Genomic DNA, 12,767 nt, shown 5'->3' on the forward strand with positions numbered 1-12,767 from the left:
ACAATCATGCTAGCACGGATGCTGCAAAATGAGTTTAGGCGAAAAAAAGGAATCACGCTCACATTATTTATGTTTGTTCTATTGGCGGCCATATTAGTCGCATCAGGCACCCGAATGATTATGGAGTTAAGCACGTCAATTCAACATTTATTCACAGAATCTAAGACTCCGCATGTGGTGCAGATGCATTCTGGGGAACTGGACAGGAACAAGGTGAGTCAATGGACACAGGCCAATGACCTCGTGGCTCAACACCAGATTGTAGACATGATTAACGTCGATGGTTCCCATGTTTACTTTGGAGCGGAATCTGAGAAGGGCAGCATTATGGATATGGATTTTGTTGTTCAAAATAAGGACTTTGACTATTTGCTTAATATGAACAATGAAATTATTCAGGTGAATGAAGGAGAAATTGCTGTTCCCGTTTATTATCTCCAGGAGAAACAACTGCAACTCGGGGACAGTGTCGTTATTCAAGACGGTTCGTTCAACCGATCCTACCGCATCGTAGATTTTGTTCGAGATGCACAGATGAATCCGTCGATTATTCATTCCAAACGGTTTGTGATTAGCCCTCAGGACTTTCAAATGCTCAAGCAAAGAACGGGAGAGACGGAGTACCTCATTGAATTTAGACTTGTAGATCCGAATAAAACGAACGAATTCATTCAGACCTATCAAAATGCAGATCTACCCAATTCAGGGCCACTCGTCACCTATAGTTTGTTTCAATTGCTGAATGCACTGACAGATGGGGTTGTTGCAGCAGTAATTATTATGGTCAGTTTAATTTTAATTGTGATCGCAGTCTGTTGTATACGGTTTACAATGCTGGCAACGATTGAAGAAGATTATCGTGAGATCAGTGTTATGAAAGCCATCGGTGTATCTGGACGTGATATTCGAACGTTGTATTTAAGCAAATATGTCGTTATAGCGGGTCTGGCATGTATTGTTGGTTACCTGTCCTCTATATATGTGAATAGATTGTTCACGTCCAACATTATGCTGTATATGGGATCAGCTCCCGCAACATGGCTGAATGAAGCATTGTCCCTATTCGCCGTTATTACTATTTTTGCTATTGTACTTGGATGTTGCATCTTAGTGCTCCGTCGTTTCAATCAGATCTCTGCGATTGAGGGGCTGCGGTCAGGGAGCCTTGGTGATACGGATGTATCCACAAGGAAGTTAAGTTTATCCAACAGCAGGTGGTCACGTTCTGTTCCCGTTTTCTTGGCTTTACAAGATGTGATTCAACGTAAGAGGTTGTACCGACTGTTATTGCTTGTGTTTACAGTTAGCTCCTTAATCATAATTGTCCCTGTTAATTTCCTGAACACCTTGCGGTCACCTAGCTTCATTTCATATATGGGTGTCGGTCAGAGTGATATTCGCATTGATCTGCGCTATTCCGAAGATGTGGAGCAGAGATATGCCGAGTTACTCGAACATGTACGGACAGACAGCGATGTGCTGAGATATTCACCACTTGTAACTACCCAATTCAACGTTCGCAACAATGAAGGAGGGTATGACCAAATAAGTGTCGAGACAGGGGACTTTAGTATCTTCCCTTTATCTTATCTGAGTGGCTTAGCACCCAAAACCGATAATGAGATTGCGCTATCTGATGCCAATAGTCGTGAGTTGGATAAAAAGGTAGGAGATTCTATTGTACTTATGGTAGAAGATCGGGAGAAAACCATGGTCGTTAGTGGAATATACCAGGACGTCACCAATGGTGGAAAGACCGCAAAAGCACTACTGCCGTATGACAAGAATCGTGTGCTCTGGTATGTGGTTAGCTTGGATCTGAAGGATGCAAGTCAGATTACAGATAAAATTGCTGCGTATGAGCAGGCATTTTCGCCGGCAAAGGTCACCGATTTACAGGGATATTTACATCAAACACTTGGCGGCACCATTGATCAGTTGAAACGGGTTACGATAGCCGTGCTTGTTGTGGCTGTGTTGGTCTCCATTCTCATTACGTCGTTATTTCTCCGAATGCTTGTAGCTAAGGATCATGGAGATATTGCCATCTTACGAAGCTTGGGCTTCGCTCTCTCTAACATCAGGTTAAAATATGTCATGATCACCCTCATCGTATTAGGTATCGGCGTACTTGCGGGGACGATTCTAGCAAATACCGCGGGACCATTGCTCATCAGCGCGATTATGTCCTCATTCGGTGCATCCCATATGGAGTTTGTCATCAATCCGTTGCAAGCGTACATTCTATGTCCGTTATTGCTGGCAAGTGCTATCACCATAGCTGCTCTGCTCAGTATTCAGTCTATCCGAGAAGCGAGCATTGTCAAAATGATTGTTGAATAAGGAGAATGAACATGACAACGATATTAGAAGCCAAACACGTGAATAAGTCGTATACGGTTCATCAGCATGAGGAACACCAGATTCTAAAAGATATTAATCTGCTATTAAAACAAGGGGAGTTTGTCACCATTATGGGTCCTTCGGGTTCAGGCAAATCTACACTATTGTACAATATTAGCGGTATGGATCAGGTCAGTGAAGGAAGTGTTTACTTTGCAGGGGAGAAGATCTCTGCGTTGTCTGAGAAAAAAATGGCGAAGCTGCGGTTGAACAAGATGGGTTTCATTTTCCAGCATAGTCATCTATTGAAAAATCTGAACTTGCTCGACAATGTTGTGTTATCGGCGTATTTGGCTAAGAACAGCAGCAAAGAGGTTATCCGTGCACGAGCGCTTAGATTAATGAAACAAATGGGTGTGGATGGGTTGGCCAGCCACAACATTACACAGGCTTCAGGAGGACAATTGCAGCGCATTTCGATCTGCCGAGCGTTAATTAACAATCCAGACATTTTGTTTGGCGACGAGCCAACAGGAGCACTGAATTCAAGCACAACTGCGGAGATTATGGATATACTGCACGATATTAATGCTGCGGGTACAACGATTTTGCTTGTGACTCACGACGTCAGGGTGGCAGCCAGATCCCAGAGGGTATTATTTATGCTGGATGGCAAGCTTGTAGCCGAGCGTAACATGGGGAAATATAACAAGCAGCAGAACATCAGAGCAAGGGAAGCGGCTTTATCTGATTGGCTCACCGAGCAAGGGTTCTAAATTGGCACAATTATGACTAGAATAGACCGACAGTCGGTCTAATGCTATTGGAGGTCGAACACATGAGGATCATCAAAAATCCAGAGGAACGTCGGAATGAAATATTGGATGCAGCCGAGACACTGTTTATTGCGAAAGGGTATACCAAAACGACAATAATTGATATTTTACAGGCGGTGAATATCGCCAAAGGCACGTTTTATCATTATTTTCAATCCAAAGAAGAGGTCATGAATGCAGTCGTGATGCGCTTTATCGCCGTTGGTGTAAATGCAGCGAAGCGCATTGCGGAGGATGATTCTTTAGATGCACATACCAAGATTTTTAACATTATTACAGCTCAAGGACAGGATGTGGGCAACAAGGAACAATTCATCGAAGAATTACACCAAGTCCACAACGTAGAGATGCATCAGAAAAGTCTGGTGGAAACGATTCTGCAGCTCAGTCCGATCTTGACAGAAGTGATTGAACAAGGCATTCGGGAAGGGGTGTTTCATACTCCGGCGCCAAGAGAAGTGGTTGAGTTTTTGCTAGTCTCGTCACAGTTTTTATTGGATCAGGGCATATTCCAGTGGACAGAGGAGGAACTGCAACGCAAAGTCGAAGCGTTTATGTATATTCTGGAATGCACACTTGGTGCGGAAAAAGGGAGCTTCTCGTACATCATTGAGAGATATCGCCCGAATGAATTAAATTAGCGGAGGGGTAATCCTATGGAATTCACCGGCCAGCAATCATTTGGTAAATTTCTAATCGTATGGTTTGGGCAGCTGATCTCGACAATCGGCATTGGACTAACGGCATTTTCACTAGGTGTTTATGCTTTTGAACAAACGAGTACAGCGACTGCAGTAGCCCTGATTACTTTGTTCACCTTTTTACCAAATATCTTATTGCGTCCAATTGGAGGTGTGCTCGCGGATCGATATGATCGTCGAACGATGATGGTCATTGGAGATTTAGGGTCTGCGACAGGGTTACTCTTTATTTTAGCCATGATCATGACAGGAAATATCGAGGTGTGGCACATTTATGTTGGTGTTGCATTCAGCTCTGTATTTTCCGCTATTCAAAGTCCTGCCTATAAAGCATCGGCTACCGATCTGTTGGCAAAAGAGCAATTTTCCAAGGGCAGTGGCTTGTTACAGCTCGCTGAATCCTCCAAATTTCTATTATCACCCATTATTGCAGGCATTCTACTTACGATCACTTCAATTGAAGTTATTTTAATCATTAATATGTTTACCTTCCTTATCGCTATTCTGGCTGTACTTGTCATTCGGAGAAGCACCAAAGTGGATCGAGATGTTAGGGAGGAGAAACCTTGGTTCACAGATCTTATCGAAGGCTGGCTCGAAGTGACCACGAATAAGGGTGTGCTGCTGCTCGTCATTATTATTTCAATGGTTACGTTCTATCTTGGATTCTTAGAAACACTCATTGGCCCAATGATCCTATCGTTCTCAGACGTCAAGACATTGGGAATGTTTCAATCCATTAGTGCAATCGGTATGTTGATTAGCAGCCTGTGCATTGGTATTTTTACAATGACCAAGAAATATGCCAGTGTATTAGTGATTGGTTTAGTTATGTCAGGTATTTCATTTTCCCTTATAGGGGTATCGACGAATCTTTACTTTATTATCTTTGCCGGATTCTTGTTCCTGGCGTCCCTTCCTTTTGTGAATATGAGTGCTGATGTGTTGGTACGTAACAACATTGCTAACGATAAGCAGGGCAGGGTATGGGGCATTATCGGAATTCTCTCTCAATTAGGATTTATCGTATCGTATAGCCTGGCGGGTTTTCTGGCAGATCGTGTGTTTAATCCGTTGCTAGTTGAAGGGGGAGCTCTTTCTACGACCGTAGGTTCCGTCATTGGCATTGGTCCTGGCAGAGGTATTGCTTTGTTATTTATTATTGGGGGAGTGTTTGTGGTCATTATGGCTGTCATCACTTCTCGGTTAAAGCCGATTAAGCTTCTGGAGCATGGTATGGAAATGTTGCCCGCGGAGCCTGTAGGTCTAATACAGGATTGAAGACATAGTCAATGACTATCGCTATGCTCAAAGGCAGGCTACTGGATAAGGTGTAAGTATTCATTCGTCAGGAGTAACGTGATAAACTTATGAGAGTGATTATGGAAATTTTTACTTTTCTCATAGGAGGTTACATCTGTGTTCAAAATCGGAAACCAAGGAACGTTCAAAACATTGCCAGATCAAGCTCAGGCCATTTACCAAGGAGATACCGCTGCGGTAGAAGAGTTCATTGAACAGGGCATGGATTTGGAGGCTGAGATTGTACTCAGTCAATACACCGCTATGACACCTATTGATCTTGCTATAATCAGCAATCAGCCGGCAGTAGTCAGGTTGTTAGTCTCGCACGGTGTTAACCTGAATGCCAAAAATAATCCAGCGATTCTGAAGGCCGTTAGAAGTTGTGGAGAAGAGATGGTGCGGTATTTGTACGAGAATGGTGCGAAATTAAACGGACTTAACCGTGTGAAATCAAGCGCTTATGATGAAGCCTATTATGGTAACAAAAAGAACATCCCTCTCCTGAATGAGCTTGGACTCGATATTCGTAAATATGGTGGGAAAACCTTACGCAAAGCGGTAGCTGATCACGATATGAAGACCCTCCAGTATTTGCTGGATGAAGGGGTAGATATTAACTATAATGAGCCAGATATGGTCTATCCGTTCAAAGCGACACCGCTCACGGTAGCGGCAAGATCGAATAACATGAAGATGGTGCGATATTTGGTGGAGCATGGTGCCGATGTAACGATTCAGGAGAAGGATGGAGAACGGGCATACACTATTGCGCTTAGTCAAAAAAATGAAGAAATGGCCGAGTATCTGAAATCTCTCGAACCGAAGGAATTCCATGACCTCAGCAATAGGTTGCTGGCGTTGAAGCCATACAAGTTGCCGAAAGAGTTAATTACGTTTCTATCCGAAGCACCACGGCGGATTGAAATTGCTGAGAACGAGTCCAACGTTCAATATGTTGACATATTTAATCTTGTAGATACCGTTGAGATGAAAATGGGTAGACAGAAGCTGCTTCGCATCTCCTCGGAATTGGATCAATACTCGCACTTAATTATGGTATGGCATCCTAGTCAGAAGTGTATTGGATTCTATGATATTGAGCACCAAGAGTACGAGAATGTTGCTGCGCTTGAAGCATTTTTAGCTGATCCCGGAACTTCAATCGCGAACTACATGAATCAGCTCTGATTGATTCTGATATGTTTCAAACTTCAACCATGCTGACGAACATATTAATAAAAGTCTGGTTCCATGAACCAGACTTTTTTGAATTTCAACATTTTTTTGGCATGGCGACGAATGGAGTTCCATTTTTCTAGTTTTAAAATCGCTATATGCAACATAAAGTACACAATGAGATGAATCTGTAGAAGGAGGAAACGGCATGATCGATCCTATATTACAGGCTCCGAACGTACAGTTAGCAGGGGATTCAACAGCCGTGTTGAACTACAAGCGGGATCCACGGAATTTTGTAACTCAGTTGTTTGGAGAACAGCTACCTACCATCAAAAATGGTTTCTTCAACGTTCACATGAGCAAGGGTATAATTGTGCAGCCCCACTGGCACACGAATACTACAGAGATGATTGTGCTAATTAGCGGAGAGATAACAACCTCTGTATTTGACCCATTTACCCGTAAACGAATCAGTTACCATCTAACACCCGGGCAAGTGGCAATCTTTCCTAAAGGGTGGTTTCACTGGTTTGTGGCAGATACAGATGATGTGCATTTGCTCACTATTTTTGATGTGCCAACACCTGACATTGTGCTCGGTGCGGACTTCCTTGCAGCAACGCCGCCTGAGGTGGCGCATCGCGCGTATTGTATCGACGAGGAAGCCTATGCCAAGGCGGTTGCCTCCATTCAAAATGATGCAATTCTTGGTCCACCGATTGGTTGTGGAGACTCAGTATTAGGCCAGTCCAGTCAACCATCCAAAGCATCCAAATCAGATAAATCATCAAAAACTTAAATCTCACTTATATGATAGTAATACATAGACTCGTCAACTGGGATAGCATCCAGATACGGGTCTTTTCTTGATTTTGAATCGTGTGGGGTTACATAAGAAATGGAATAGAAGGCGTGTAAATTAATTTAAAAGTACATATTTCTCTGTTAGAATAGTTGGCATATATCATTTTTTTTCGGTCATCAAGTTACTCAATCAACTTAGAAAGTGGAGGGCTAGATTATGGCAATGGCAGAGGCAGATATACTGGAAATCGCTGCAAAATATGCACCAGTTCTAATGTTTGATCTGAATGAACCCTTTTATCCAGACTTTGTAGGGATTTCAGTTTTGGAGCGTCCCGGAGCATCTCCATCATTCAAAAGAGAGATCGATTTTCCGATGGAGGCAGTGCAATATGTTATTGAATACGCCATCTGGTGGGATTATGAGATTGGACATTTGTACGAAATGGAACATGTATGGATCTATGTTGGTCACGACGGCGAAGTCGTGGATTGTGAAGCCAGTTTTCATGGTAAAGTACTCCGTGGCATGTTGAAGGATCGAATGAATGTTGTCGACAATCAGGTGTTTCTGTACTCACAACCGGGCAAGCATGCTTTTTCACCTTTACCTGTCGTATTTGAACTGTTGCCAGACTTATATAGTGCAGCAGGAGCGAAGGCTGGGTGTGATGGTTTGTTAGTCAATGAGTTATTCCAGGACTATTTTGAAACAAATGCTGAGATTGATGCCCGTGTGCAGAAATATCTATTAAGTAAATCGTTTATCCCTGCAATGGTGTTTGAAGAATACCACTTAAAGCTGGAAACCTTTATGCCATGGGATCAGTTGTTTACACTCATTCCACAGCGAATCAAAAGTCGATTGAAAGAACTGGAACATTGGTTTGAGCAATCTTCGTCTTCATCTTCATCTTAGTTTAGTAGCTAAGACTCAATTCTATAACTTATAAGAACAGAGAATCAAACTCTTTAGAAGAGTTTGATTTTTTTGTCATCTATGAAGATATCATCTCAATTGGATGGAATTTGAAATTCTAACCTGAATCCAAAGTCACAGAAATGCACAACCGCTAATTTGCACATGGGGTTTGCTTTTGAGTGTATGTAGGTCTTTGTGCTTGGTATAAGTGATTCTAAATACCTTACATCAGATCGAATTACAGATATATTTAAAATGTTAATGAATTTAATAGTTGTTTAGATTTTCGTAATTGCGAACAAATAGTGTCTAATTTTATGAATATTTAGATTTTGTTTTACAAAAAGAAAGGTGCTATAGAATCTTTTATTTTTTTCGTAATAGCGAAAAATTTAATAATTACAAATCTTCTATTCACATTTTTGATAGTAATGTCGAAATAAATCGTAAGTTGTCTAGAGCGTTGCCCGGGGGAAGGGGTTACAGACGCAATAAATACATAACTGGACACGAAGATGCCTAGGAGGAGATTAGATGAAGTGGTTCGGTAATTTGAAGACAGCAACAAAGATTATTTCAGCATTTTTAATTGTGTCCATGATTCTGGCAGCACTCGGGATTTATTCAGTCATTACATTGAGAAGTACGAACGAACGCATGCAAGAAATGTACAATAACAATCTTATGTCTGTAAAAGAACTATCAGCGGCACAAGTAGATTATCAGCGTATGCGTGTTGGCGTACGTGACCTCAACACAGAATCCATTGATGCAGAACAAACCAGAATTATGGATAACATCGCCTCAATTCGTCAAACATTGGATGAACACATCAATAATTACCGCGCTTTAGCAACTACTCCACAAGAAAGTGATCTACTTCGGAACTTTGATACACAGTATCCAAATTATTTAACCTTGTATGACCAAGGAATAAACATAGCTTTAAGTGACAACAACGATGAATTTACTAGATTCCTTAGAGAAACTTTAAAACCGCCAGGTGATGGCGTAGTACAGGTACTGCAAGATTTAATGAATATTAATATAAGTCTAGCTGAAGAAGCAAATTCAAAATCAGAAGCAGCTTATTCCGCCTCCTTTATGGTAACCATCATTTTAGTTGTTCTAGCAGTGATCTTTAGTGTATTAATCGGATATATTATTTCACGTTCCATTTCCAAGCCGTTATTGTCCATGGTGGACTTGGCAAGAGAAGTAGCGAGCGGTAATCTTACCCTCAAGTCCAATATTTCATCCCAAGATGAAGTGGGACAACTAGCCCAAGCCCTAAATCGAATGGTCGATAACTTGAAAACATTGATCGACAGCATTGTTATGAATTCACAAAGTGTTGCTGCATCATCTGAGCAAATCTCAGCAAGTACACAAGAAATTGCAAGCACAAGCACAAGTCAGTCGAGCGAGGCTGCGAATATTTCTGAACTGTTCAAGGAGCTTTCCCTTGCCATTAACTCCGTTGCAGCAAGTGCTGAAGAAGCGGCAGAGCTGTCCAATGATACCGTGAAAACAGCACGTGAAGGTGGACATGTCGTGCAAACTTCACTCGAAGGCATGCAGGCTGTGAATGTGAAAATGTCGCAGTTAGAAGAAGATTCTCGTAAAATTGGTGACATCATTGAAGTGATTGATGATATCGCAGAGCAGACGAATCTACTTGCACTGAACGCAGCCATTGAAGCGGCTCGGGCAGGCGAACAAGGACGTGGGTTTGCAGTTGTAGCCGATGAAGTACGTAAACTCGCAGAACGAAGCGGTGAAGCAACGAAAGAGATCACGAACATTATTAAAGTGATGCAAGAAAATACAAGACAGAGTGTTCGTGCAGTAGCAGATAGCGTGGAGCAATCCTCCATGACAGGACAAGCATTTGATCAGATTATTGAGATGGTCAATAATTCTTCACACAAAGTAAACGAAATTGCGGCTGCGTGCGAAGAGGAAGCGGCACAGGCAGCAGAAGTGATGAGCTCTGTTGAATCAATCTCAGCATCTAGTGAGGAATCCGCTGCGGCTTCAGAGGAAACTGCTGCAACATGTCAATCACTGGCACACCTGGCTGAAGAGCTGGCTCATTCCGCATCTGCATTTAAGACTCAATAATCATATCAAACAGAGGTGACCAGATGTCTTCACTTCAGCAAGAGCAGTACATTGAACTATCCGTTGGGGCTGAAACCTGCGCGATCCGGATTGAAGAGATTCATGAAATTATTAAAATGCTCAGTATTACAGATATTCCTTACAGCCGTCCGGAGGTAAAAGGTGTTGTTAATCTTAGAGGTAAGGTTGTATGTGTAGTGAGTTTACGCAATCTGTTAGGAATGCCTGATGAGCCGGATACAAGATCAACACGAATTATTGTTGTCCGTTACCAGGAGGAATATGTGGGACTTATTGTCGATAGAGTCAACAAAGTGACTACGTATAATGAAATTCATCCTCCGACGAGCGGGCATGCCCGAAGCCGAGAAGCCGTCTTTCTTGGTGTTGGACAACGTGAAGACCAACTTGTGGGCATTTTGAAATTAGAAGAAATATTGGGCGGATAGGGAGGGGAACATGAAATGATGGATTTATCTGCCTACCGCGACATCTTCATAGAGGAATTAAATGATCAGTTGGAGCGCATGGATCAATCGCTGTTGGAACTGGAACGTTCTCCATCGGTTGAGCTTGTTCAGACGCTTTTCCGTGCAGCGCATACCATTAAAGGATCAGCTTCAACCATGGACTTTAGGGAACTAAGTGATCTAACCCATGAGGTGGAGTTTGCACTGGAATGGGTGCGTGACAAGAAGCCTGAGATAAATTCGGTGCTTATAGATACGCTGTTCCGTTCTTTAGATGCAATGAAGGTGCTACGGGATCAGTACATTAGTGGTCAGCCATTTCAGAATTTTAAGAGCGTGGTTGCGGAGATCCAATCCCTTATTCAAAAGCCCGTCGTTATGGAGCCAGTGAAGGCTCCCGAGCTTAAGAAGTCGGAATGGTTAGTTGCACAGGAGGCTGTAGATGCGGGGCGTCAGCTTTTCTCCATTCGAATTACGTTGGAAACGGCTTGTATGATGAAGGCCGCAAGATACTTTATTTTGAGGCAACGAATTGAAGAACATGGGGGTACAATCATTGCAGCTTCTCTGGCAGATCAAGTAGCTAGTGCGGAAGACGATGATCGATACACCAATTGTGTTATTGTGGCGGCAATTGCAGACAACCCACAGGTTATGCAGGCAGAACTCTCCAATGAGTCAGATGTGCAGGGTGTGGTCATAGAGGCGTATGCTAGAGAGTTGGCCGTGGTTCTTAACGAACCAATGGTTGTTCAGGAGATAGCTGAAGCAGGTCTTGTTAACCCATCTGCGGAAAAATCACTCTCGGACGACCGTAACAAAGGTACCCAACCTACCGTAAGAGTAAACGTTGAGCGTCTGGATCATCTGATGAATCTGGTCGGAGAACTACTCATTGACCAGACCTCACTTGCTGATCTGAGTGGCGAAGGGGCACGTAGTACCCCTTCGCCGTTAATGCAGAGCATTGGCGGTGTCTCGGATCATATGGGCAGAGTGATCAAGGAGCTGCAAGAAGGCGTAATGAAGACACGTATGCTGCCTATTGATCAACTATTCAGTCGTTTCCCACGTCTAGTTCGTGATCTATCCCAGAAGCTGGGTAAAGAATTGGAACTGATTATTCAAGGCGGAGAGACAGAGCTTGATCGGATGATTATTGAGGAATTGAGTGACCCATTGATTCACTTGATTCGAAACAGTGCAGATCATGGCATTGAGAGTCGAGAGATTCGAGAGCAACAGGGTAAACCCACCAAAGGAAAAATCACACTTACCTCATTTCACGAGGAAAATCATGTCGTTATCCGATACTCGGATGATGGTAAAGGCATTGACGGTGAACGAATTAAAGCTTCTGCGTTAAGCAAGGGCTTAATTACGGAGGAGCAAGCCTCACATCTGACAGAGCAGGAAGCAGTTCATCTCATCTTTGAACCAGGATTCTCTACCGCTTCCTCGGTGAGTGAGGTTTCAGGCCGCGGAGTGGGTATGGACATTGTGAGAAGCCAGATTGGTCGACTGAACGGCATTATTGACATTGACACGGAGCCTGGTAAAGGAACGACATTCACCATCCGGTTACCTCTTACGCTTGCGATTATCAAAGGCTTACTTGTTAAAGTTTCGGGTCGTGTATTGATCATCCCAATGTACAATATTGCGGAGATCGTTCGCATCGCTCCAGAAGACATTCAAACGATACAAGGGCAGCTAGCTATCTTGAATCATGGACGTATTGTGCCGTTCCATTGGTTGCGGGATAAACTGAATTATCCGCCCACAAGCCGGGAATCCAAGACGATTCCTCTCATTATCGTTCGCTCTGTGGACAAAACCGCGGCTTTTGCTGTGGACGAAATCATGGGCAATCAAGAAGTTGTTATTAAGAGTCTAGGATCGTATCTAGGGGCAATGAACCATCTGTCTGGTGCAACAATTCTGGGCAATGGACGAGTGGCTGTCATCCTTGATGCATCGTATTTGGTAAGCCAATAGATAAGCGAACTGTCAAATCAAGATCGAATAGTAACACCATTGAGATATCATAATGGGAATAACAAAAGAGTGCTTTATTATCCTG

General features: G+C 42.9%; 10 protein-coding genes. All 10 read left to right on the plus strand.

Features of this window, described 5'->3' with window-relative positions; all coding sequences use genetic code 11:
• Positions 1 to 6 precede the first annotated feature (6 nt).
• A complete protein-coding gene (locus M3636_RS05210) occupies positions 7 to 2,343 on the plus strand; it encodes an ABC transporter permease (RefSeq protein WP_251381461.1) in 2,337 nt (778 codons plus the stop codon).
• An 11-nt stretch (positions 2,344 to 2,354) separates the two neighbouring features.
• Positions 2,355 to 3,119 (plus strand): ABC transporter ATP-binding protein, encoded by a 765-nt coding sequence (locus tag M3636_RS05215; RefSeq protein WP_251381462.1) that lies wholly within the window; start codon positions 2,355 to 2,357, stop codon positions 3,117 to 3,119.
• Positions 3,120 to 3,181: 62 nt separating this feature from the next.
• Positions 3,182 to 3,820: a TetR/AcrR family transcriptional regulator gene (locus tag M3636_RS05220; RefSeq protein ID WP_145408938.1), complete on the plus strand. Its 639-nt coding sequence runs from the start codon at positions 3,182 to 3,184 to the stop codon at positions 3,818 to 3,820.
• A gap of 15 nt (positions 3,821 to 3,835) precedes the next feature.
• Entirely contained in the window at positions 3,836 to 5,161 is a 1,326-nt protein-coding gene (locus M3636_RS05225; protein ID WP_251381463.1) for an MFS transporter, read from the plus strand.
• 138 nt (positions 5,162 to 5,299) lie between these two features.
• Positions 5,300 to 6,373, plus strand: a complete 1,074-nt coding sequence (locus M3636_RS05230) for an ankyrin repeat domain-containing protein (RefSeq protein ID WP_251381464.1) — start codon at positions 5,300 to 5,302, stop codon at positions 6,371 to 6,373.
• A gap of 196 nt (positions 6,374 to 6,569) precedes the next feature.
• Positions 6,570 to 7,163 carry a cupin domain-containing protein gene (locus M3636_RS05235; protein ID WP_251381465.1) on the plus strand — a complete coding sequence of 198 codons (594 nt, stop codon included), beginning with the start codon at positions 6,570 to 6,572 and terminating at the stop codon, positions 7,161 to 7,163.
• A gap of 222 nt (positions 7,164 to 7,385) precedes the next feature.
• On the plus strand, positions 7,386 to 8,087 hold the full coding sequence (locus M3636_RS05240; protein ID WP_251381466.1) for a hypothetical protein: 702 nt from the start codon (positions 7,386 to 7,388) through the stop codon (positions 8,085 to 8,087).
• A gap of 537 nt (positions 8,088 to 8,624) precedes the next feature.
• Positions 8,625 to 10,214 carry a methyl-accepting chemotaxis protein gene (locus tag M3636_RS05245; protein WP_251381467.1) on the plus strand — a complete coding sequence of 530 codons (1,590 nt, stop codon included), beginning with the start codon at positions 8,625 to 8,627 and terminating at the stop codon, positions 10,212 to 10,214.
• Positions 10,215 to 10,237: 23 nt separating this feature from the next.
• Positions 10,238 to 10,663, plus strand: a complete 426-nt coding sequence (locus M3636_RS05250; RefSeq protein WP_251381468.1) for a chemotaxis protein CheW — start codon at positions 10,238 to 10,240, stop codon at positions 10,661 to 10,663.
• A gap of 15 nt (positions 10,664 to 10,678) precedes the next feature.
• Entirely contained in the window at positions 10,679 to 12,682 is a 2,004-nt protein-coding gene (locus M3636_RS05255) for a chemotaxis protein CheA (protein WP_251381469.1), read from the plus strand.
• Positions 12,683 to 12,767: the final 85 nt, after the last annotated feature.

Origin of the sequence: Paenibacillus sp. MER 99-2, from assembly GCF_023714095.1 — a bacterium.
GTDB lineage: Bacteria > Bacillota > Bacilli > Paenibacillales > Paenibacillaceae > Paenibacillus.

Excerpts from the sequence above, each read along its gene's own strand:
- M3636_RS05210 (WP_251381461.1), top strand. The coding sequence starts at position 7 with ATGCTAGCACGGATGCTGCAAAATGAGTTTAGGCGAAAAAAAGGAATC.
- M3636_RS05215 (WP_251381462.1), top strand. The coding sequence starts at position 2,355 with ATGACAACGATATTAGAAGCCAAACACGTGAATAAGTCGTATACGGTT.
- M3636_RS05220 (WP_145408938.1), top strand. The coding sequence starts at position 3,182 with ATGAGGATCATCAAAAATCCAGAGGAACGTCGGAATGAAATATTGGAT.
- M3636_RS05225 (WP_251381463.1), top strand. The coding sequence starts at position 3,836 with ATGGAATTCACCGGCCAGCAATCATTTGGTAAATTTCTAATCGTATGG.
- M3636_RS05235 (WP_251381465.1), top strand. The coding sequence starts at position 6,570 with ATGATCGATCCTATATTACAGGCTCCGAACGTACAGTTAGCAGGGGAT.
- M3636_RS05240 (WP_251381466.1), top strand. The coding sequence starts at position 7,386 with ATGGCAATGGCAGAGGCAGATATACTGGAAATCGCTGCAAAATATGCA.
- M3636_RS05245 (WP_251381467.1), top strand. The coding sequence starts at position 8,625 with ATGAAGTGGTTCGGTAATTTGAAGACAGCAACAAAGATTATTTCAGCA.
- M3636_RS05250 (WP_251381468.1), top strand. The coding sequence starts at position 10,238 with ATGTCTTCACTTCAGCAAGAGCAGTACATTGAACTATCCGTTGGGGCT.
- M3636_RS05255 (WP_251381469.1), top strand. The coding sequence starts at position 10,679 with ATGATGGATTTATCTGCCTACCGCGACATCTTCATAGAGGAATTAAAT.